We start from the raw sequence: 22,276 nt of genomic DNA on the forward strand, positions 1-22,276 counted from the left end.
TCAAAACCTCATCCGTATAGTGCGCGCCATCGACACGGCGACGATGTCGATACTGCCCAGATGGTGAAATTGGTAGACACGCCAGCTTCAGGTGCTGGTGGCCGCAAGGCCGTGGAAGTTCGAGTCTTCTTCTGGGCACCAATTCAAGAGCTTGAGATTAGATCAATTTCAAGGCTCGGACAAAAACCCGCGAAAGCGGGTTTTTGCGTTCTAAGCGCCTGATTTCCCTAAGTGTTTGATTTAATAAAAGCAAAACAGGGGTTTACAGATCAAAACACTGCCCGTATAGTGCGCTCCATCGACACGGCGACGATGTCGATACTGCCCAGATGGTGAAATTGGTAGACACGCCAGCTTCAGGTGCTGGTGGCCGCAAGGCCGTGGAAGTTCGAGTCTTCTTCTGGGCACCAATTCAAAGCTTCAGACCTTCACTTCTGAAGCCTCACAAAAACCCGCGAAAGCGGGTTTTTGCGTTTCAGCCTCCTGCATCTCCCTCCTTCTTCGCTCGTCCTCCCCTGCAAAGCGCACATGAGAAACGATATCGTTTATGATTGTTACAAGTTTTTGCAATGCAATAGTGAGGAAACCTGCGAATGATGTTCAGAAATACCCTCCTAGCAACATCCCTTCTGCGTGGCCTGACCATCACTTTGCTGGGATTGACCCTGGCATCCCCACTCACCCAGGCGGCCGACCCCGTTGCCCTGACCCTGTACAACGGGCAACACAAGGAAGTCGGCGAAGCGATCGCCAAGGCCTTCGAAGCCAAGACCGGCATTCACGTCAATGTACGCAAAGGCAGCAGTAACCAACTGGCCAGCCAGGTCGTGGAAGAAGGTGATCGCTCTCCTGCCGACGTGATCTATTCCGAAGAATCCCCGCCCCTGAACAAACTCGGCGAACAGGGTCTCCTGGCCCAGACCGACCCCGCCACCCTGGCGGTGCTGCCCAAGGAGTACGTCGCCAGTAACGGCACCTGGATCGGCATTACCGCCCGCGTCCGGGTAGTAGCCTTCAACCCCAAACTGATCGACGAGAAAGATTTGCCCAAATCGGTACTCGAATTCTCCCAGCCCCAGTGGCAAGGCAAGATCGGCTTCGTACCTACCAGCGGGGCCTTCCAGGAACAGGCCGTGGCCATCATCAAGCTGCACGGCCTGGATGCAGCCGAAGAATGGCTCACCGGACTGCGGGCCTTCGGCAAGGTCTACAGCAACAACATGGTGGCGCTCAAGGCCGTGGAAAACGGTGAAGTAGCAGCAGTCCTGGCGAACAACTACTACTGGTTCGCCCTGCAACGGGAAAAGGGCCAGCTCGACTCCAAACTGCACTACTTCACCAACGGCGATGCTGGTGGATTGATCACCGTTTCAAGCGCCGCAGTACTCAAGTCCAGCAAACACCCCAAGCAAGCCCAGCAATTTCTTGCCTACATGGCCAGCGAAGAAGGCCAGCGCGTGATCACCCAGACCACCGCGGAATACCCGCTGCACAAAGGCATGGAATCGAACCGTGGACTCAAGCCCTTCAGCGAGCTGAATCCACCAAAGGTGACACCCGCCGACCTGGGCAATGCCGAACAGGCCCTTGAGCTGGAACGCGATGTCGGCCTGAACTGATGGACCTGTCACGCTCCACTGCGCAGGATCACTACACACCCGGACGCAAACGTCCGCCAAGCTGGTTGCTGCTGCCGGTCCTGCTGCTGGTCTGCCTGAGCCTATTGCCGCTGGCCTATGTTGCGCTCAAGGCCTGGCAAGCTGGCTGGGCCGAGGCCTGGCACCTGCTATGGCGCCCCTATGTACTGCGCCTGCTGCAAAACACCCTGCTGCTGATGCTCGGAACCACTGCAGCCTGCGCCATCATCGGCCTGTCGCTGGCCTGGCTGCTGGAGCGTAGCGATCTGCCGGGCCGAAGGTTCTGGGGCGTGGTGCTATGCCTGCCTTTCGCCGTGCCGGCCTTCGTCAGCAGCTTCACCTGGGTATCCCTGAGCGCCAGCTTCGAAGGCCTGGGCGGGGCGATCCTGGTGATGACGCTGTCCAAGTACCCCGTGGTGTTCCTGCCGGTGGCTGCCACCCTGCGCAATCTCGACCCCTGCCTGGAAGAGTCGGCTCGCACCCTGGGACAGAACCGCTGGGGAGTATTCCTGAAGGTCACCCTGCCCCTGGTCTGGCCATCGCTGCTGGCAGGGTCGCTGCTGATTGCCCTGCACATGCTGGTGGAGTTCGGCGCCCTGTCGATCATGGGCCTGCAAACCTTCACCACGGCGATCTACCAGCAGTTCGAGCTGGAATTCAGCAATGCCAATGCGGCAATGCTGTCGGCTGTCTTACTGATGTTGTGCCTGGCACTGCTGGGACTGGAACTCCGGGCCCGCGGCAAAGGCCGACATGTACGTATCGGCCAGGGCGTGGCACGACAAGCCGAACAGGTTCGCCTGGGCGGCTGGTCCCTGGCCGGGCAGCTCTACTGTCTTTTGCTGGCACTGATCGGCAGCGGCATTCCCCTGGCAATGCTCGCCTACTGGCTGGCGTCAGGCTCATCGGCCGCCTTCCCCGTCGCCGCCATTGGTGAAGCCCTGCTCTCATCGCTGGCACTGTCCTTGGGGGGCGCCGCCCTGTGCCTGGTACTGGCAGTCCCCGTGGGCTTGCTGGTAGTGCGCTACAAGGGGCGCCTGGCGATCTGGGCAGAGCGCCTGCCCTACTTGCTCCATGCCCTGCCAGGCCTGGTGATCGCCTTGACCCTGGTGTACTTCGCCCTGCACTACGTACCGGCGCTGTACCAGACCTCGGCACTGCTGCTCATCGCCTATGCGCTACTGTTCCTGCCCCTGGCTCAGGCACCGATCCGCACAGCCTTGAACAAGGCCGCACCGCAGCTGGAAGAAGCCGCGAGAACCTTGGGAACCTCGTCGTTCGGCGCTTTTTGTCGAGTCACCCTGCCGATCATCTTCCCGGCACTGGGCGCGGCTTTTGCCCTGGTGTTCCTGGATGCGATGAAAGAGCTGACCGCCACCCTGCTACTCAGCCCGACAGGCATGAATACCCTGGCCACGGCGGTCTGGGCCCATACGTCGAACCTGGAGTTCGCAGCGGCGGCGCCCTATGCCGCGCTACTGATCCTTGTATCGGGATTGCCGGTGTATCTGCTGACGACACGGATGTACCTGAGCCGCTGACAACACCTTTGTCTGTCGAGCAGCGGCTCCGGCGCACGGCAGGGAGCCGCCACTTGGCATACACCTCAGGCGCGGAACTGCCCCAGGCTGGCCTTGAGCTGCGCCGCCAGGCTGTCCAGCACCTTGCCACTGGCGGTGGTTTCCACCACTGCCTGGGCGGCACGCTCGGCCTGGGCATGGATGGTTTCCACCCGACCACGTACCGCCTGTGCACCCTGGGCCTGATGCGCTGCAGCCTGGGTAGCGAGGCCGATGGCCGCGTGCACCTGCTCCACCGACGATTGCACCGACTGCTGCAAACGAGCACTGTCACGCAACACCAACAGACCTTCGCTTGCCTGCCGCCCGGCCTGGCCGATGGCTGCCACCGCCTCCCGGGCGCCCTGTTGCAATGCGCCGATATGGGCCTGAATATCGCCCGTGGAACTCTGGGTCTTGCTGGCCAGGGCCCGTACCTCATCCGCCACCACCGCGAAGCCGCGCCCGGTTTCCCCAGCCCGGGCCGCCTCGATCGCCGCATTCAGCGCCAACAGGTTGGTCTGCTCGGCAATGCCATGGATGACCGTCAGCACCACCTCGATCTGCTCGCTCTGCTGCGCCAGCCGCTCGATCACCTTGGCTCCGGTATCCACCTGCCCGGCCAGCGCTTCAATCAGGCCGCCCACCTGTTCCGAGGTCCGGGTGGTCTCGTCAGTGGCCTGGCGAATTTCCACGACCTGCTGCAGCGCCGCCTGCATGGCCTGGCTTTCCGCCTGGGCTTCATCGGCCATCTGCGACAGGGCCCGCAAGCTTTCCGCCACCTCGTCGCGCTGCGCCTCGGCCGCCGCATCGGCACCCGCATTGCGCAGGCTCATGGCGCCGATCTCGACCCCGGTACGCTGGGCCACATCGCCCGCCTCACGGACGATCGGTTGCAACTTGTCCACGAAACGATTCACCGCCGAAGCCATGTCGCCGATCTCGTCATTGCTATTGAGCGGGACACGCTTGGTCAGGTCGCCCTCGCCTGCGGCCAGGTCGTTGAGCGCCGTGATCAGCAGGTGCAGCTTGTTAACGACCCGCCGCCCCAGCACCACCGCCAGCAACAGCAGCAACGCCAGGCCCACCAGCGCCAGGCCGACACCGATCTGCCATCGCAAGGTAGCCGCCGCCTCCTGCACCGTACTGGTGGTATTGGCCTGCATCTGGGCTGCCGTGCCCTGGGCCGACTGCAAGCGCGCACGCATCGCCGCCGAGCTGTCGGCAGAAGCGCCCTTGAGGCTGTCGCCGACCAACTGGTCGCTGCTGGCGATCAAGGCTGCGAAGCGTTGATCCAGCGCCACGATATCGGCTTCCACCGACGCGGTGGACACCCCCATCAGCACTTTGCCGATCTCGACCCCGTTGGGATTGATCGGGGCCTCGATGTAATAGACCGAAGGATCGCTCTTCGCCGCATCCAGCACCTTGTCCAGAGCCCGGTCGCCCTTGCCCTTCTCCAACAGGGCCTTGTTGATGGCATTTTCACGGTTCAGATAACGAGTCAGGTGCGCCCCCGCAGCATCGTCATACACCACGAACAGCACGTTGGGGTTGCGCTGGGCTCGCCGCGCGAACTCGGACAAGGTGGGCACGTCGTTGTCCCACATGGCGCGAGGCGCCACCGAGGCCAACAACTGGGCCATGTCGTTGGCCGAATCCTTCAGGTCCTTCTCCAGCGCGGCACGCAGCTGAACCTGCTCATCCGTGAGTCGCGACGACAGGCCCGCCGTGAGCCGCTGCCGAGTGCTGGCAGACAGGCTTTCCAGGCTGGAGGTGACCTCCTTGCCCGCCTGCTCCAGCTCACCCGCTAGTTTCTGGCTATCGCCCCCCAGGCGAGAAGCCAGGTCCGCCTCGAGGGCTGTCACCGTGCTCCGGGTCAGGGCAACGGCAACCAGCACCTGCACCAAAAGAGCGATACCGAGGGTAACGAATACAGGCCGCAGTAAACGGCTTTGTAACAGTGAGAGAACGGCCGACACAGGAAATCCCTCTACTTTGGAAGCCATTATTCTGATGGCACTCTAGAAGTGAATTTCCCAGCAAGGGTCGTGCCGTACGGCAGCCAGAAACAACAAAGGGCCCCATAAGGGCCCTTTGTTTTTTACATCAACGGCTTATCAAGCGAACGGGTGGCGCAGCACGATGGTCTCGTTGCGGTCCGGGCCTGTCGAAATAATGTCGATCGGCGCACCGACCAGCTCTTCGATACGCTTGATGTAGGCCAGGGCGGCTGCCGGCAGTTCTTCCAGGGTCTTGGCACCCAGGGTCGATTCGCTCCAGCCAGGCATCTGCTCGTACACCGGCTCCAGGCCGATGTAGCTGTCAGCGTCGGTCGGCGCGTCGATGACCGCACCATCCTGGTTCTTGTAGCCGACGCAGATGTTGATGGTTTCCAGGCCGTCCAGTACGTCCAGCTTGGTCAGGCAAAGGCCCGAGATGCTGTTGACGTCGATGGCGCGACGCAGGATCACGGCATCGAACCAGCCGCAACGACGGGCGCGACCGGTGGTGGCACCGAACTCGTGGCCACGCTTGGCCAGGAAGGCACCGACGTCATCGAACAGCTCGGTCGGGAACGGACCCGAACCCACGCGAGTGGTGTAGGCCTTGGTGATGCCCAGGATGTAGTCGATGTACATCGGACCCACACCCGAACCAGTGGCAATGCCACCAGCGGTGGTGTTGGAGCTGGTGACGTACGGATAGGTGCCATGGTCGATATCCAGCAGCGAACCCTGGGCACCTTCGAACATGATGTCCTTGCCGCCGCGACGCAGCTGGTGCAGCTCAGCGGTCACGTCGAGCATCATCGGCTTGAGCTGCTCGGCGTACTCCATGCACTCGTCCAGGGTCTTCTGGAAGTCGATGGCCGGCTCTTTGTAGTAATTGACCAGGACGAAGTTGTGGTAGTCCAGCAACTCGCCCAACTTGGCAGCAAAGCGCTCACGGTGGAACAGGTCGCCGATGCGCAGGCCACGGCGAGCCACCTTGTCTTCATAGGCCGGGCCGATGCCGCGACCGGTGGTGCCGATCTTGGCTTCACCGCGGGCCTTCTCACGGGCCTGGTCCAGGGCCACGTGGTAGGACAGGATCAGCGGGCAGGACGGGCTGATGCGCAGGCGCTCACGCACCGGTACGCCCTTCTCTTCCAGCTTGATGATTTCACGCATCAAGGCATCCGGAGCCACCACCACGCCGTTGCCGATCAGGCACTGCACGCCTTCGCGCAGCACGCCGGACGGGATCAGGTGCAGAACGGTCTTCTCACCGTCGATCACCAGGGTATGGCCAGCGTTATGGCCACCTTGGTAGCGCACTACGGCGGCGGCATGTTCGGTCAGCAGATCAACGATCTTGCCTTTGCCCTCATCACCCCACTGGGTGCCCAGGACTACGACATTCTTACCCATAACATTTGTCCTCATTCGCGCAAACTTGGTGCCGGCAACCGCCGGCAGGAAAACTCAGGAAACCAGTGGCAATACTTGCCAAATACCATCGTGCCGAACCAACTGCCGGTCGCAGTCCGCTTCACGGGCGGCAGCCAGGGGCTGCCCAGGCAATGCCTGGACGATGCGCTGGCCCTCACCGCGCAACTGGCAGACGGTCTGCCAGAGTGCCGCATCCGTGTTGTCGGGCATCCAGATGCCACCCGACGGCAGATCGATCTCGGCACGCCCCAGGGTTACCAGGGTCTTGAGATCGGTGGAGAAGCCAGTGGCCGGCCGGGCGCGCCCGAAGTCCGCACCAATGTCATCGTAACGACCGCCCTGGGCAATGGATTGACCCACGCCCGGGACGAATACCGCGAACACCACGCCAGTGTGGTAGTGGTAGCCGCGCAGCTCGCCAAGGTCGAAGTACAGCGGCAAGTCCGGGAACCGCACGGACAGGCGCTCGGCGATGGTCAGCAATTCATCCAGCGCCAGCAGCACCGAAGTTGGCGCGCCAGCCAGGCGACGGCGGGCATCGCCCAGCACTTCGCGGCTACCGCACAGGTCCACCAGGGAACGCAGCATGTCTGCCAGGTCCGCCGGCAGGCCTTCAGTCAGGCTGATGACCTCATCGATTGCCTTGCGCTGCAGGGCATCGAACAATTGTTGCTCCACCGCGCCGGACAAGCCGGCAGCCTGGGCCAGGCCTCGGTAGATACCCACGTGCCCCAGGTCCATGTGGACATCCGGCACTTCGGCCAGTTGCAGCATGGCCAGCATCAGGCTGATGACCTCGACGTCACTGCTCGGGCTGGCATCGCCGTACAACTCGGCACCCAGCTGGATCGGGCTGCGCGAGGTCGACAAGGCCCGCGGCTGGGCATGCAGCACGCTGCCGGCATAGCACAGGCGGCTCGGCCCTTCACGGCGCAGGGTGTGGGCGTCGATACGCGCCACTTGTGGCGTGATGTCCGCACGGAAGCCCATCTGCCGACCCGATTGCGGATCGATGACCTTGAAAGTACGCAGGTCCAGGTCCTGGCCAGCGCCCGTCAGCAGGGATTCCAGGTATTCGATATGGGGAGTGACGACGAACTCGTACCCCCAGCTCTGAAACAGATCCAACACCTGACGACGCGCCACTTCGATGCGCGCCGCTTCCGGCGGCAATACTTCTTCGATGCCATCTGGCAGCAGCCAGCGGTCTACCGTTGCCATTACGCCATTCCCCTATGGTCCGGGCGGCAAGCCTGGGGCCAGCCTTAGAGTGAAGCAGAAAACAGTCGCATCCGACGCGAACTCAGCCGGACAGGCAGCCAGGAATCAGCTGTACGGACCATTTTCCTCGAAAAATCTTGCCGGACTCTTGAACGAGCCACGGCCAATCAAAGATGCAGACGCAAAAAAGCCGGGAATTTCCCGGCTGCCGCATCATACACCCGTTTTCCCAAAGGATCACCCCGCGAGGCGTTTTAGCCGCCCGGCGGGGTGCCTCAGGATCAGGGCCTGATCAAGGCTTGGACTTTTCCAGGTAATGGAAGAAGTCGCTGCTTGGGTCCAGGACCATGACGTCGGATTTGTTCGCGAAGCTTTCACGGTAGGCACGCAGGCTGCGATAGAACGCGTAGAACTCCTGGTCCTGGCCGTAGGCCTTGGCATAGATCGCCGCCGCCTGGGCGTCGCCATCACCGCGGGCCTCTTCGGACTCGCGATAGGCTTCAGCCAGCAGCACACGACGCTGACGATCAGCGTCGGCACGGATGCCTTCAGCCAGCTCGTTACCCTTCGCGCGATGCTCGCGAGCCTCACGCTCACGCTCGGTGCTCATGCGCTCGAACACGCTGCGGTTGACTTCCTTGGGCAGATCGATCGCCTTGACCCGGACATCGACGACTTCGATGCCCAGTTCCTTCTCCGCCATCTTGTTCAACGAGCCAGTGATATCAGCCATCAGCGCATCACGCTCACCGGACACCACTTCATGCAAGGTGCGCTTGCCGAACTGGTCACGCAGCCCCGACTCCAGGCGACGGGACAGACGCTCGTCGGCGATCTGCTTGAGGCCGGAAGTCGCAGTGTAGAAGCGCTCGGCATCCTTCACCCGCCACTTGGCGTAGGCATCCACCATGACCGCTTTCTTTTCCAGGGTCAGGAAGCGCTGGGTCGGTGCATCCAGGGTCATCAGGCGCGCGTCGAACTTACGCACCTGGTTCACATAGGGCACTTTCACATGCAGGCCAGGCTGGACATCGGCCTGGACCACACGACCGAACTGCAGCAACACCGCACGCTCGGTCTGAGCCACGATGTAGAAGCTGTTCCAGGCAACCACCGCCACGACAACACCCACGATCAGGGTGATCAGCGATTTATTGCTCATCAGCGACTCTCCCTAGAACGCGTCTGCTGCTGTTGCTGCATATGCTCAACCGCCGCGCGCGCATTCGCTTCATTGCTGGAGGTAGAAGACGAACCCGTTACCGGAGCACCGCCACTACGACCACTGTCGATCATCTTGTCCAGAGGCAGGTACAGCAGGTTGTTCTGCCCGCCCTTGCCACCGGTCACCAGCACCTTGCTGGTGTTGCTGAAGACTTCCTGCATGGTGTCCAGGTACAGCCGCTGACGGGTGACCTCTGGAGCCTTGCGGTACTCGGCGACCAGCTTGGTGAAGCGATCCGCCTCACCCTTGGCCCGCGATACCACTTCGTCGCGGTAGCCATTGGCATCCTCGAGGATGCGCTGGGCCTGGCCACGTGCTTCAGGCACTACGCCATTGGCGTAGGTTTCAGCCTGGTTGCGCGAACGCTGCTCATCTTCACGGGCACGGATCACGTCATCGAAGGCTTCCTGCACTTCACGCGGGGCCGCCGCGCTCTGCACGTTCACCTGGGTCACGGTGATACCGGTGCGATAGTTGTCGAGGAACCGCTGCAGGCGCTCCTTGATCTCGCTGGCCATCAGCTCACGACCTTCGGTCAGTACCTGGTCCATGGCGGTGGAACCCACCACGTGGCGCAAGGCACTGTCGGTCGCATGCTGCAGACTGATTTCCGGCTGGTCGACGTTCAGCACGAAGTCCTGCAGGTTGCTGATCTTGTACTGCACGGTCAGCGGCACCTCGACGATATTCTCGTCCTCGGTCAGCATCTGGCCCTGCTTGGTATAGGCACGCTCGCGCGTGACGTTTTCCATGTACTTGCGGTCGATCGGCGGGAAGTAGATGTTCAGGCCCGGGCCGACGGTTTCGTAATACTTGCCGAAGCGCAGCACCACGGCCTGCTCCTGCTCGTCGACGACATAGACCGCGCTGTACAGCCACACGGCCGCCAGCACCACGAGGCCGATGCCCAGCAGGCCGAAACCGCCCCCTTTGCCGGAGCCGGAACCGGCACCGTCGTCACCACGTTTCTTACCACCACCGAACAACCCATTCAGGCTTTCCTGCAGCTTACGGAAGGCCTCGTCGAGATCTGGCGGGCCCTTGCGATCGCCGTTATTGCGGCGCTTACCGCCCCAAGGGTCCTGATTATTCGAGTTGCCACCCGGCTCATTCCAAGCCATAGCGCTCTCCATCTGATAAAGCAAAGACGCGCCCACGGCGCGCCGGCCAATGCTACAGAATGCCTGCTACAGCGGCATAACCGCTTGCCCAGGCTTTTATTGCAAAGTGTGTTGCTCGATGAAGTCCGACGGCTGCCAACCTTCGCGACTGACCAGCCGGTTCAACTCGACACGCGGCAGGCGAACAGCAAGCAAACTGACACCCTCGTCGTCGTGATCTTCTTTCTGCACAGCGTTCAACTGGAAAAACTGTGCTCGCAGTCGAGCAAAACCCTGGGGCAAGCGCAAGGTGCCCACGAACAAATCTTCGCCCAACAGTTCCGCGATGGCCTGCTTGAGCAGATCCAGCCCCTGACCGTCACGGGCCGACAACCAGACCCTTTGCGGCTTGCCATCGGGATCACGCTGGATCTGTGGCTCAACCCCCTCGAGCAAATCGAGTTTGTTATAGACCTCCAGGATCGGCAAGTCTTGAGCCCCGATCTCCCCCAGCACCACCATGACCTGTTCGATCTGGGCCATGCGCTCGGGCTCATGGGCATCGATCACGTGCAGCAGCAGGTCGGAATTGCTCGACTCTTCGAGCGTAGCTCGGAACGCCTCGACCAGTTTGTGGGGCAGGTGCCGAATGAAACCCACGGTATCGGCCAGCACGATCGGCCCCAGGTCGTTCAGCTCCAGCCGGCGCAGGGTAGGATCCAGAGTGGCGAACAACTGGTCGGCCGCGTAGACGTCGGACACGGTGACCGCATTGAACAGGGTGGATTTGCCGGCGTTGGTATAACCCACCAGCGACACCGAAGGAATGTCGGCACGCTTGCGACCACGACGGGCTTGCTCACGCTGACTGCGAACCTTTTCCAGGCGCGCCTTGATCTGTCGAAGACGCACTCGCAGCAGGCGTCGGTCGGTTTCCAGCTGGGTTTCACCCGGACCGCGCAGACCGATACCGCCTTTCTGTCGTTCGAGGTGAGTCCAGCCACGAACCAATCGGGTGCTCATGTGCTCAAGCTGGGCCAGTTCGACCTGGAGCTTGCCTTCGTGAGTACGGGCTCGTTGAGCGAAGATATCGAGAATCAGACCCGTGCGATCAATCACACGACACTCGAATGCACGTTCGAGGTTACGTTCCTGACTGGGTGTGAGGACGTGATTGAAAATCACCAGGTCTACCTGTTCGGCTTTGACCAGGTCGCGCAATTCCTCGACCTTGCCGCTGCCAACCAGGTATTTGGCGGTTGGCCGATGACGCGACACGCTAATAAACGCGACGGTCTCGGCGCCGGCCGATAGTGCCAGCTCCTGAAACTCCTGCGGATCTTCGCGCGCCTCAGGGTCCTGACCTTCCAAGTGAACGAGAATGGCCCGTTCACCACCACCGTGGCGCTCAAAGAACAAAGGAGACTCCTATCAGGCGTTACCTGGTTCAGCGTCACCCTGTTCAGACTCGGATGCGCTAGGCAGACGAATCGGACGAACTGGAACCACTGTCGAGATAGCGTGCTTGTACACCATCTGGCTGACGGTGTTTTTCAGCAGGATGACGAACTGGTCGAAGGACTCGATCGTGCCTTGCAGCTTGATTCCGTTAACCAGATAGATGGAAACCCCAACTTTCTCTTTACGTAATGTATTCAAGTAAGGGTCTTGTAGCGAATGCCCTTTTGACATGTGCCGCACTCCTTTAAGGATCAATAAAAAAACCGGAAAACAGATAGCCAAAGCCGTCACACCCCCAAGGATAGACGGCAATTGCAAGGACTCAGCCCAATATGGAGATCGTCCCTAAGTATTTCAAGGCGCGTGGCAGATTGTCGCAATCCAGACTGTCCAACCATTGCAGGTCGGACCAGCTGCGTAACCAGGTAAACTGGCGCTTCGCCAACTGGCGCGTGGCAATGATGCCCCGCTCCTGCATTTCGGCGAACGTCAACTTGCCATCCAGGTGATCCCAGACTTGGCGATAGCCCACTGCACGTATAGACGGCAACCCAGCATGCAGGTCACTTCTCGAACGCAGAGCTACGACCTCATCAATGAATCCCTGTTCCAACATTTGTGTGAATCTTTGTGCAATACGTTGGTGCAGTACCTGGCGATTCGCCGGAGCGATGGCCAGATTGGCGACAGTATAGGGCAATTGGCCGCGTCCCGAAGCGCCTGCTTCGGTACTTTGCGCCAATTGACGTTGCCGATGGGCCGTCATTGTCAAGCCGCTGACTCGATAGACTTCCAATGCCCGGGTCAGACGCTGAGGATCATTGGGATGAATCCTCGCCGCAGACTCGGGATCCACTGCCGCCAACTGGTCATGCAGTGCCTGCCAGCCTAGCCGCACCGCCTCTTCTTCCAGCTCGGCACGCACTTGCGGGTCCGCCGGCGGCATGTCCGCCAGCCCTTCGAGCAGCGCCTTGTAATACAGCATGGTGCCCCCCACCAGCAGCGGGATCTTGCCCCGAGCGGTGATATCGGCCATGGCCGCCAGGGCATCGGTACGAAAATCGGCTGCCGAATAACTCTCGCTGGGATCGAGAATATCGATCAGGCGGTGGGGAAACTGCGCCAACTGCTCCCTGGAAGGCTTGGCAGTGCCAATATCCATGCCGCGATAGACCAGCGCCGAATCGACACTGATCAACTCGCAGGGCAACACCTTGGTCAACTCGATGGCCAGGTCGGTCTTGCCCGCCGCGGTCGGGCCCATCAGGAAAATCGCGGGAGGAAGCTGAGTCATCAACGACCGCGCAGAAAGAGTTTGTCCAGGTCGTCCAGGCCCATCTGGGTCCATGTCGGCCGGCCATGGTTGCATTGGCCGCTACGCTCGGTGCTTTCCATGTCGCGCAGCAGTGCGTTCATTTCCGGGATGGCCAGGCGTCGATTGGCACGTACAGCGCCATGGCACGCCATGGTCCCCAGCAGCTCGTTGAGGTGGGCCTGGATACGATCGCTGGTGCCGTACTCCATCAGGTCGGCCAGCACGTCCTGGACCAGGCGATTGGCCTCGGCTTGCTTGAGGAGCGCTGGAATCTGGCGAATCGCCAGGGTTTCCGGGCCCAGGCGCTGCAACTCGAAGCCCAGCCGCTGGAACCACTGGGCATGCTCCTCGGCGCAATCGGCCTCGCGCTGACTCAGTGCCAGCGATTCCGGCACCAGCAGCGGCTGGCCACTCAGGCCCTCGCTGGCCATCGCCACCTTGAGGCGTTCGTACATGATTCGCTCATGGGCGGCGTGCATGTCCACCAACACCAGGCCGACGGCATTTTCGGCAAGGATGTAGATGCCCTTGAGCTGGGCCAAGGCATAACCCAGCGGCGGGATGTCACCCTGGCTTTGCGGCAATGCGGCTGGCGCGCCCGAGGCGTTTTCCAGCGGCGCATAAAACTCGCGATAGACCGCCTGGCTCTCGCCAGCATTGACTGGCTGCGACGGACGCGGCGTGTACTGATACTGATAACCCGCACCCGAACCGGTCGAGGGAAACGACGGGCGCTGTTCACCCTGGGGCTGTTCCAGTATCGAGGCGGCCAGGCGCATCTCGCCCTGGGGGCCGAACTCTCCGGCCTGCAGGCCGCTGGGCCGCACCATCTCGGCGACCGTGGCAGGTGCCGCCAACTGGTCCTCTGGACGCACATCAGCCAGGGCGCGATGCAGCGTGCCATAAAGGAAGTCATGGACCATCCGCCCTTCGCGAAAACGAACTTCGTGCTTGGTCGGGTGCACGTTGACGTCGACGCCGGTAGGGTCGAGCTCGAGAAACAGCACGAAGGTCGGGTGGCGCCCGTTGAACAGCACGTCGCGGTACGCCTGACGCACGGCGTGGGCAACCAGCTTGTCGCGTACAGCGCGGCCATTGACGAAGAAGTACTGCAGATCCGCCTGGCTGCGCGAGAACGTCGGCAGCCCGACCCAGCCCCACAGGCGCAGGCCGTTGCGCTCGACTTCGATCGGCAGCGCTTGCTCGAGGAAGCCCGGGCCGCAGATAGCACCGACACGCCGTGCGCGGGCCACATCGTCGGCAGCCTCATGCAGGCTGAAGATGGTCTTGCCGTTGTGGCGCAGATGGAACGCCACGTCGAAACGCGCCAGCGCCAGACGCCGGATGACCTCCTGCAGGTGATCGAACTCGGTTTTCTCGGCCTTGAGGAACTTGCGCCGGGCTGGGGTATTGAAGAACAGGTCGCGCACCTCCACCGAGGTACCGACCGGATGCGCGGCGGGCTGCACCCGGGGCGTCATGTCGCGGCCCTCGGTTTCCACCTGCCAGGCCTCGCTGGCCTCGGCCGTACGCGAAGTCAGGGTCAACCGGGCCACCGAACTGATCGATGCCAGCGCCTCCCCACGAAAGCCCAGGCTGAGCACGCCTTCGAGGTCTTCCAGCTCGCGGATCTTGCTGGTGGCGTGGCGCGCCAGGGCCAGCGGCAGGTCGTCCGGGGCGATACCGCTACCGTTGTCGCGCACACGCAACAGCTTCACGCCGCCCTGCTCGACCTCAACCTCGATACGCCGGGCTCCGGAGTCCAGGCTGTTTTCCAGCAGTTCCTTGATCACCGAGGCAGGGCGCTCGACCACCTCGCCTGCGGCGATCTGGTTGGCCAGGCGTGGACTGAGCAGCGCGATGCGGGTGCTGCCAACCAGCGACTCACTCATTGCTTGGCCGCCAGCTCGGTACCGGGGATGGTCAGGACCTGTCCCACTTTCAATTCATCGCTCTTCAGGTTATTGGCGCTGCGCAATGCAGTCGCCGGGACCTGGTAGCGTACTGCGATCATGGCCAGGGTTTCTCCGGGGTTGACTCGATGGTCACGTGGTCCCTGGGCGATCTTCCCGGAATCGCGCAGCCAGGCGATATAGGTGCCCGGTGGCGGATTCTGCTGGAAGAACTGCCGTACGCCACTGCTGATGGAACGCGCCAGGGCTTGCTGATGGCTGGTGGTGGCCAGCTTCGAGGCTTCGTTGGAGTTGGAGATGAAACCAGTCTCGACCAGGATCGAAGGGATGTCCGGTGACTTGAGCACCATGAACCCGGCCTGCTCCACACGCTGCTTGTGCAGCGGCGTGACCCGACCGATGTTGTTCAACACCTTCTGTCCCACATTCAGGCTGGAGGTCAAGGAGGCCGTCATCGACAGATCCAGCAATACCCCGGCCAGCATCCGGTCCTTGTCGTCGAGGCTGACGTTGCCAGCCCCACCGATCAGGTCGGAACGGTTTTCGCTGTCCGCCAGCCAGCGCGCGGTTTCCGAGGTGGCGCCACGCTCGGACAGAGCAAACACCGAGGCCCCGAAGGCTGCCGTCGAAGGCGCAGCGTCGGCGTGGATCGAGACGAACAGGTCGGCACCCTTCTTGCGGGCGATCTCGGTACGCCCCCGCAGCGGGATGAAGTAATCGCCGGTACGGGTCAGTTCGGCACGGAAGCCCTTGACGCCATTGACCTGGCGCTGCAGTTCACGGGCGATGGACAGCACCACATCCTTCTCGTGCTGGCCGCGGGAGCCGGAAGCACCCGGGTCTTCGCCACCGTGCCCGGCATCGATCACCACAATGATGTCGCGCTTGCCGGCGGGTGCCGGTGGCAACTTGATTGCAGGCTCGGCGGGAGTGACAGGCACCGCCGGGACCGTCGCGACAGTCGGCGGAGCAGGCGGTGGCGCGGCATCGGCGGGGTTGTCGAACAGGTCCACCACCAGGCGGTTGCCGTACTGGGCATTGGGCGCCAGGGTGAAGCTCTTGGGCGTGACGGCTTTCTTCAAGTCCACCACTACCCGCAGGTCGGTCGGCGTGCGCTGCGCCGAACGCATGGCCGTGATCGGGGTATTGGCCGTGGCGACATTCAGCGAACCGCCGAGGGTCGCACCGTTAATATCGATCACCAGGCGATTGGGCGCGGTGAGGGTGAAGACACTGTGCTGAACCGGGCCAGACAGGTCGAATACCAATCGCGTGTTATCCGGTGCCCGCCACAAGCGGACGCTGCGAACCTGTGTAGCGGCCACAGCCTCGACGGCCAATGCCGTAAGCAACAGTCCTACGACAGCAACCAACGCGCGAATGCGCATACCTAACCCCATCAATTATTTGAATTCCAACGCCAAAGCGGCACACCAGGACTCGCCTCGCGAGCCTTGGGACAACAGATGTACGCAACGCCCATTGTTTTGCGGGGTAATGGTAATGGTCAGGTCGGGCTTTGGCAAAAAGCCTGCACCCCGCGCAGGCCACTCCAGAAGGCACAGGGCATCGCCCTCGAAGTAGTCGCGGATCCCGAGGAACTCCAGCTCTTCGGGATCCACCAACCGGTACAGGTCGAAGTGGAAGGCGCGCACTGTCCCGATCTCGTAGGGCTCCACCAGGGTGAAGGTCGGGCTCTTGACCGCCCCGACATGCCCCAGCCCACGGATGATTCCCCGGGATAGCGTGGTCTTGCCCGCTCCCAGGTCCCCTTCGAGAAAGATCACCCCCACACCGCGGGTGACTTGAGCAATACGTGCACCAAATTCCACCATGGCCTGCTCGTCGGCCAGATAAAGGGTTAACTCAGACACGGTGATTGCTCCTCCAACAACTGACGAATGGCTGGAATCAGATCGCTGGCCGCCAGTCCTCGGCCCATTTTACCTTGCTGCTCACCGGCACTGGCGTGCAGCCAGACCGCCAGGCAAGCAGCCTCGAATGCCGGCATGCCCTGCGCCAGCAGCGCCCCGAGCAAGCCGGCGAGGACATCGCCCAAACCCGCCGCAGCCATCGCCGGATGCCCGGCATCGCATCGGGCCAGGCGCCCATCCGGGGAGGCAATCAGGCTGCCTGCCCCCTTGAGCACAACCACCGCCGCGTATTGGCGGCTCAGGGCTCGGGCTGCCGCCGGGCGATCACCCTGGACCTGTGCACTGGAAATCCCCAGCAACCGCGCCGCTTCCCCAGGGTGCGGGGTGATCACGCTGTTGGCGGGCAAGTCCAGGCCATCCCGGGCCAGGAGGTTCAAGGCATCGGCATCCCACACCTGTGGCAAGGGTGCGCTGGCCGCCGCCGACAACAGGCTGCGCCCCCACGCCCCTTGCCCCAGGCCGGGACCAGCCACCACCACCGTGGCCCGCGCCATCAGCCCCATCAACTGGTTGGCCGAATGCGTACCCAGGGTCATGACCTCCGGCACCCGCGCAGCAGCTGCCGCCACGTGTTCGCTGCGAGTAGCCAGCGACACCAGGCCCGCCCCACTGCGCAATGCGCTTTGGGCTGCCAGCAAGGCAGCGCCGGCAAAACCCAGGTCGCCGCCGATCAAAAGTACGTGGCCAAACTGCCCCTTGTGGGCATCGAGGGGGCGGGCCGTCAGGCGTGGCAACTGACCGGCAGTCAGCAACTGAACGTCTGGCAAGGTGTGTTTTGTCTGAGGCATGCGTCTTCGGGCTCCGATGTCTGGCAGAATTATACGCACCTCAGTAGTCGGTTTCTCTTGCCTCATGTCCGCCATCACCCAGGATCTTCCCGCCCTCGCCCAATCCATCAAGGACTGGGGCCGCGAACTGGGCTTTCAACAAGTCGGTATCAGCGGCCTGGACCTGGCTGAGCACGAGCAGCACCTGGAGCGCTGGCTCGCCGCCGGCTACCACGGCGAAATGGAATACATGGGTGCCCACGGCACCAAGCGCTCGCACCCCGAGGAACTGGTGCCCGGCACCTTGCGCGTGGTCTCGCTGCGCATGGACTACCTGCCTGGAGATACCCAGATGGCCCAGCGCCTGGCGCAACCGTCCAAGGCCTACGTCTCGCGCTACGCCCTGGGCCGCGACTATCACAAGCTGATCCGCAAGCGCGTCCAGCAACTGGCCGAGCGCATCCAGCAAGTCATCGGCCCCTTCGGTTATCGCGCCTTCGTCGACAGCGCACCGGTACTGGAGAAGGCCATTGCCGAACAGGCCGGCCTCGGCTGGATCGGCAAGAATACCCTGGTGCTCAACCGCAAGGCCGGCAGCTACTTCTTCCTCAGCGAGCTGTTCGTCGACCTGCCCCTGCCGGTGGACGCTCCCCATGCCAGTGAGCATTGCGGACGCTGCACCGCCTGCCTGGACATCTGCCCGACCAATGCCTTCGTCGGTCCCTACCAGCTCGATGCCCGGCGCTGCATTTCCTACCTGACCATCGAGCTGAAGAACGCCATTCCCGAGGAACTGCGCCCGCTGATCGGCAATCGGGTATTCGGCTGCGATGACTGCCAGATCGTCTGTCCCTGGAACCGTTTCGCCCGCCCCTCGGGGGAAGGCGACTTCAAGCCCCGCCATAACCTGGACAATGCCGAACTGGCCCAGCTGTTCCTGTGGGACGAGGCGCAGTTCCTCAGCAGCACCGAGGGCTCGCCCCTGCGTCGCGCCGGTTATGAACGCTGGCTACGCAACCTGGCGGTGGGCCTGGGCAACGCACCTTCCAGCATCCCGGTACTGGAAGCCCTCAAGGCCCGCCAGGACTACCCCTCGGAACTGGTGCGCGAACACGTGCAATGGGCCCTGGCCCAGCACGCCAGCCGTCAATGCTCGTCGTTGTAGACGAACTTGGGCATTTCCCAGTGGAAACGGATCGCCAGCAGGCGCAGCAGGAAACCACCAAACAGGGTAACCAGGATCGACTGTTCGCTGGGCAGCTGCAGGTAGATGCACAGCATGTAGCACCAGGCAGCCGCGAAGGACACGCTGGCGTACAGCTCGCGCCGGAAGATCAGTGGAATGTCGTTGCAGAAAATGTCCCGGAGAATGCCGCCGAAAACCCCGGTGATCACCCCGCTGACCGAGGCCACCAGCATGCCGTGCCCCATCTCCAGGGCGGTCATGCAGCCGATCAGGGTAAAGGCCACCAGGCCGACGGCGTCGAGTACCAGGAACAGCGAGCGCAGATGGCGCATCAACGGGGCGATGAAAATCGTCACCAGGGCCGCCACTGACGTCAGCACCAGGTATTCGGGGTGCTTGACCCAGGTCAGCGGGTAGTGCCCCAACAGCATGTCGCGCACCGAGCCGCCCCCCAGGGCGGTGACGCAGGCGATCAGCACCACGCCAAACCAGTCCATGCCGCGGCGTCCGGCAGAAAGGGCGCCTGTCATGGCTTCGGCGGTAATGGCGATCAGATAAAGCATCAACAGCATGTTGGCGGTCCCTTCAAGAAGGCGCGCAGTCTACTCAGTTGACGCGGGCACCAAAAGAGGGCGGCAGCGGGCGCGAGGCATCCCGCCGGCTCGCCCGCATGCTCACAACTTGATGAAGTGCTTGCGGTAGTGCTGCAGTTCGGCGATGGACTCGCGGATGTCGTCCAGGGCCAGGTGGGTGCTGCCCTTCTTGAAACTGTCGCGAACGTCCGGCGCCCAGCGGGCAGCCAGCTCCTTGAGAGTCGATACATCGAGGTTGCGGTAGTGGAAGTAGCTTTCCAGGTCCTTCATGTGGCGATAGAGGAAGCGCCGGTCCTGGCAGATGCTGTTGCCACAGATCGGCGACTTGCCCCGCGGCACCCATTGCTCCAGGAAGGCGATGGTCTGGGCCTCGGCCTCGGCCATGTCGATGCGACTTTCGCGCACCCGCTGGGTCAAGCCGGAGCTGCCATGCTGGCGGGTGTTCCACTCGTCCATGCCGGCGAGGATCTCGTCACTCTGGTGAATGGCGATGACCGGTCCTTCAGCCAGGGTATTCAGGTTGCTATCGGTGACGATGGTCGCCATTTCGATGATGACATCGGTATCGGGGTTCAGACCGGTCATTTCCAGATCGATCCAAATCAGGTTCTGCGGGTTTTGCATGGGTGGGCTCCTCGGCGTAGTTGCGCAGTTTAGCCTAGAGGGCCGGCCCGGCGTGCTAAACTCGCCGCCGCTTTACCCAACCGCCGTAATTATCGACACGGAACATCAATGGCCAAACGCCAGCTCAATCGCCGCCAAAACTGGCGCATCGAAAAGATTCAAGGTGAGCGCGCAGCACGCGCCGCCAAACGCGAGTCCTCTGCCGTAGAGGCGCTGGAAGGTGGCGACCTGGGCCCGGAACAAACCGGCCTGGTGATTGCCCACTTCGGCGTCCAGGTCGAAGTCGAGGCGCGCGACGGCGAACTCGCCGGCCAGGTGTTTCGCTGCTACCTGCGAGCCAACCTGCCGGCACTGGTAACCGGTGACCAGGTGGTCTGGCGCGCCGGCAACCAGGGCATCGGCGTGATCGTCGCGCAACTGCCCCGCAGCACCGAGCTCTGCCGCCCGGACAGCCGCGGCCAGCTCAAGCCGGTAGCGGCCAATGTCGACATGATCGTGATCGTCTTCGCGCCCATGCCAGAGCCCCACGCCAACCTCATCGACCGCTACCTGGTGGCCGCCGAGCATGCCGGAATCCGCCCCCTGCTGCTGCTGAACAAGGCCGACCTGATCGACGAACAGAACGCTCCAGCGCTCAACGCGCTGCTGGCGGTCTATCGCCAGCTGGGTTATCCGCTGCTGGAAGTCTCGGCCCACCATGGCGATGGCATGGAACAACTACAGGCCTTGCTGGACGGCCGCATCAGCGTGTTCGTCGGGCAGTCGGGGGTAGGCAAGTCCTCCCTGGTCAACAGCCTGCTGCCAGAAGTCGAAACCCGGGTCGGCCCGCTGTCGGAATACTCCGGCCAGGGCACCCACACCACGACCACTGCGCGACTGTTCCACTTCCCGGGCGGCGGTGAACTGATCGACTCCCCGGGTATCCGGGAGTTCGGCCTGGGTCACGTCAGCCGGGCCGATGTCGAGGCCGGTTTCATCGAGTTCAACGACCTGCTGGGTACCTGCCGCTTCCGTGACTGCAAGCACGATCGCGAGCCTGGCTGTGCCCTGCTCAAGGCCCTCGAGGAAGGACGCATCCAGCAACAACGGATGAACAGCTACCGTTCGATCCTGGCCAGCCTGCCCGACGACAGCTACTGAGTCAGCCCACGCAGAAACGACAAGGCCGCGATCATCGCGGCCTTGTCGTTTTCACCTGGCGGTTCCCGGCGCCGCGGAGGGCGCGGCAGGTGCAGGTGCAGGTGCAGGTGCAGGTGCAGGTGCAGGTGCAGGAGTCTGGCCCGGCGCGCCCTGCTCATCCATCTTCAACACACCGTCCTCGAAGATATTCAGGCGCTGGCGAACTTCGTGGGCCGGCAGCGGCTCGCTGCCCGGTGGCAGGGCGTGCGGATCGGCTGCGGCGCCCGGCACCTCACCGGGAGCCCCGGTGCCCTGGGTCGGGACGGGTGCCTTGGGGTCCACCTGCTCACCTTCGATAGCGCGCTGGGCTCGCTTGGTCAGGACAACGATGTCGATACGCCGGTTGACCGGGTTGAACGGGTCTTTGCGATCGAACAGGGCCGAAGAGGCGAAACCCACCACCCGTGCCACTTGCGGATCAGGATAACCACCGGCCACCAGTGCCCGACGCGCAGCATTGGCACGGTTGGCCGACAGCTCCCAGTTGCCGAACTCGCCGGTCCCCGCATAAGGCGTGGCATCGGTATGGCCGCTGATGCTGATCTTGTTCGGCACCGCCTTGATGGTGTCGGCCATGGCCAGCAGGATGTCTTCAAAATACGGTTTCAGACGAGCGCTGCCGGAGTCGAACATCGGCCGGTTCTCGGCGTCCATGATCTGGATCCGCAAGCCGTCCGGGGTGATCTCGAAGAGGATCTGGTCCTTGAACTTCTGCAGCTGGGGATTTTCCTCGACCTTGTTCTGCAACTCCTGCAGCAGCAGCTCGAGACGCTCGCGCTCGACCTGTTCGGCCATGCCCTCCACCTGGTCGGAGTCAACCGTGACCTTGTCCGGCTGCGGCTGGGACTGGATCTCGGGGTTCAGGGTATTTTCCGGCGCCAGTTCCGGCGAACCGCCCAGGTCGATGATGTAGGGCGTACCACTTTCGGAAAAGCCGATCGGGTCCTTGAAATAACCGGCGATGGCGATCTTCTGCTCCGGAGTCGCGGTGGACAGCAACCACAACACCAGGAAGAACGCCATCATCGCCGTGGCGAAGTCGGCGAAGGCGATTTTCCAGGCGCCCCCGTGATGCCCGCCAGCGAAGCGCTTGACGCGCTTGATGATAATCGGCTGATTGTTTTCCAT

19 protein-coding genes and 2 tRNA genes are annotated in these 22,276 nt (G+C 62.5%); 6 read left to right on the plus strand and 15 right to left on the minus strand.

Translation table 11 applies throughout. From position 1 onward, the window contains the following. Positions 1-54: 54 nt before the first annotated feature. The 4 genes from LGQ10_RS16250 to LGQ10_RS16265 all read left to right on the plus strand — a co-directional run bounded on the left by LGQ10_RS16250 (position 55) and on the right by LGQ10_RS16265 (position 3,178). Positions 55-141 (plus strand) — tRNA-Leu (locus LGQ10_RS16250). Positions 142-323: 182 nt separating this feature from the next. Beyond that, positions 324-410, plus strand: a tRNA-Leu gene (locus LGQ10_RS16255). Positions 411-593: 183 nt separating this feature from the next. Beyond that, entirely contained in the window at positions 594-1,619 is a 1,026-nt protein-coding gene (locus tag LGQ10_RS16260) for an extracellular solute-binding protein (RefSeq protein ID WP_058436923.1), read from the plus strand. Beyond that, entirely contained in the window at positions 1,619-3,178 is a 1,560-nt protein-coding gene (locus LGQ10_RS16265; RefSeq protein WP_226522557.1) for an ABC transporter permease, read from the plus strand. The genes LGQ10_RS16260 and LGQ10_RS16265 overlap by 1 nt, the downstream gene beginning before the upstream one ends. Before the next feature lie 65 nt (positions 3,179-3,243). On the opposite strand, the gene LGQ10_RS16270 is transcribed toward LGQ10_RS16265, so the two are convergent. The 12 genes from LGQ10_RS16270 to LGQ10_RS16325 form a co-directional block, all read right to left on the minus strand. Next, positions 3,244-5,178 (minus strand): methyl-accepting chemotaxis protein, encoded by a 1,935-nt coding sequence (locus tag LGQ10_RS16270; RefSeq protein ID WP_226522558.1) that lies wholly within the window; start codon positions 5,176-5,178, stop codon positions 3,244-3,246. A gap of 138 nt (positions 5,179-5,316) precedes the next feature. Continuing rightward, positions 5,317-6,609, minus strand: a complete 1,293-nt coding sequence (locus LGQ10_RS16275; protein ID WP_226522559.1) for an adenylosuccinate synthase — start codon at positions 6,607-6,609, stop codon at positions 5,317-5,319. A gap of 54 nt (positions 6,610-6,663) precedes the next feature. Beyond that, positions 6,664-7,851, minus strand: coding sequence for an ATP phosphoribosyltransferase regulatory subunit (locus LGQ10_RS16280; RefSeq protein ID WP_226522560.1), 1,188 nt, complete (start codon positions 7,849-7,851; stop codon positions 6,664-6,666). A gap of 292 nt (positions 7,852-8,143) precedes the next feature. Beyond that, the gene (gene hflC, locus LGQ10_RS16285) at positions 8,144-9,013 is read right to left on the minus strand and encodes a protease modulator HflC (RefSeq protein ID WP_058434236.1); all 870 of its coding nucleotides are present in this window, start codon (positions 9,011-9,013) and stop codon (positions 8,144-8,146) included. Continuing rightward, positions 9,013-10,197 (minus strand): FtsH protease activity modulator HflK, encoded by a 1,185-nt coding sequence (gene hflK, locus LGQ10_RS16290; RefSeq protein ID WP_226522561.1) that lies wholly within the window; start codon positions 10,195-10,197, stop codon positions 9,013-9,015. The genes hflC and hflK overlap by 1 nt, the downstream gene beginning before the upstream one ends. Positions 10,198-10,293: 96 nt before the next feature. Next, positions 10,294-11,595, minus strand: a complete 1,302-nt coding sequence (gene hflX, locus LGQ10_RS16295; protein WP_058434238.1) for a ribosome rescue GTPase HflX — start codon at positions 11,593-11,595, stop codon at positions 10,294-10,296. A 12-nt stretch (positions 11,596-11,607) separates the two neighbouring features. Continuing rightward, positions 11,608-11,868, minus strand: coding sequence for an RNA chaperone Hfq (hfq, locus tag LGQ10_RS16300; RefSeq protein ID WP_007921378.1), 261 nt, complete (start codon positions 11,866-11,868; stop codon positions 11,608-11,610). Between the two features lie 91 nt (positions 11,869-11,959). Continuing rightward, a complete protein-coding gene (gene miaA, locus LGQ10_RS16305; protein ID WP_058434239.1) occupies positions 11,960-12,931 on the minus strand; it encodes a tRNA (adenosine(37)-N6)-dimethylallyltransferase MiaA in 972 nt (323 codons plus the stop codon). Then, the gene (gene mutL, locus LGQ10_RS16310) at positions 12,931-14,844 is read right to left on the minus strand and encodes a DNA mismatch repair endonuclease MutL (protein WP_226522562.1); all 1,914 of its coding nucleotides are present in this window, start codon (positions 14,842-14,844) and stop codon (positions 12,931-12,933) included. Before mutL ends, miaA begins: the two co-directional genes overlap by 1 nt. Further along, complete coding sequence (locus LGQ10_RS16315; protein ID WP_226526148.1) at positions 14,841-16,265, minus strand: N-acetylmuramoyl-L-alanine amidase; 1,425 nt, start codon at positions 16,263-16,265, stop codon at positions 14,841-14,843. Before LGQ10_RS16315 ends, mutL begins: the two co-directional genes overlap by 4 nt. Before the next feature lie 3 nt (positions 16,266-16,268). After that, entirely contained in the window at positions 16,269-16,739 is a 471-nt protein-coding gene (tsaE, locus tag LGQ10_RS16320; protein ID WP_058436658.1) for a tRNA (adenosine(37)-N6)-threonylcarbamoyltransferase complex ATPase subunit type 1 TsaE, read from the minus strand. Next, positions 16,727-17,587: an NAD(P)H-hydrate dehydratase gene (locus LGQ10_RS16325; protein ID WP_058436659.1), complete on the minus strand. Its 861-nt coding sequence runs from the start codon at positions 17,585-17,587 to the stop codon at positions 16,727-16,729. Before LGQ10_RS16325 ends, tsaE begins: the two co-directional genes overlap by 13 nt. A 64-nt stretch (positions 17,588-17,651) precedes the next feature. On the opposite strand from LGQ10_RS16325, the gene queG reads away from it, so the two are divergent. Beyond that, the gene (gene queG, locus LGQ10_RS16330; RefSeq protein WP_226522563.1) at positions 17,652-18,731 is read left to right on the plus strand and encodes a tRNA epoxyqueuosine(34) reductase QueG; all 1,080 of its coding nucleotides are present in this window, start codon (positions 17,652-17,654) and stop codon (positions 18,729-18,731) included. Here the strand turns inward: queG and LGQ10_RS16335 are convergent. Further along, positions 18,713-19,324 carry a trimeric intracellular cation channel family protein gene (locus LGQ10_RS16335; protein WP_058437896.1) on the minus strand — a complete coding sequence of 204 codons (612 nt, stop codon included), beginning with the start codon at positions 19,322-19,324 and terminating at the stop codon, positions 18,713-18,715. The genes queG and LGQ10_RS16335 overlap by 19 nt on opposite strands. Positions 19,325-19,426: 102 nt before the next feature. Beyond that, positions 19,427-19,969 (minus strand): oligoribonuclease, encoded by a 543-nt coding sequence (gene orn / locus LGQ10_RS16340; protein WP_058437898.1) that lies wholly within the window; start codon positions 19,967-19,969, stop codon positions 19,427-19,429. Between the two features lie 108 nt (positions 19,970-20,077). Here orn and rsgA point away from each other — a divergent pair, with 108 nt between their 5' ends. After that, positions 20,078-21,109, plus strand: a complete 1,032-nt coding sequence (rsgA, locus tag LGQ10_RS16345; RefSeq protein ID WP_226522564.1) for a small ribosomal subunit biogenesis GTPase RsgA — start codon at positions 20,078-20,080, stop codon at positions 21,107-21,109. 51 nt (positions 21,110-21,160) lie between these two features. On the opposite strand, the gene motB is transcribed toward rsgA, so the two are convergent. After that, positions 21,161-22,276 (minus strand): flagellar motor protein MotB, encoded by a 1,116-nt coding sequence (gene motB, locus LGQ10_RS16350; protein ID WP_226522565.1) that lies wholly within the window; start codon positions 22,274-22,276, stop codon positions 21,161-21,163.

Origin of the sequence: Pseudomonas sp. L5B5 (assembly GCF_020520285.1) — a bacterium.
Classification (GTDB): domain Bacteria; phylum Pseudomonadota; class Gammaproteobacteria; order Pseudomonadales; family Pseudomonadaceae; genus Aquipseudomonas.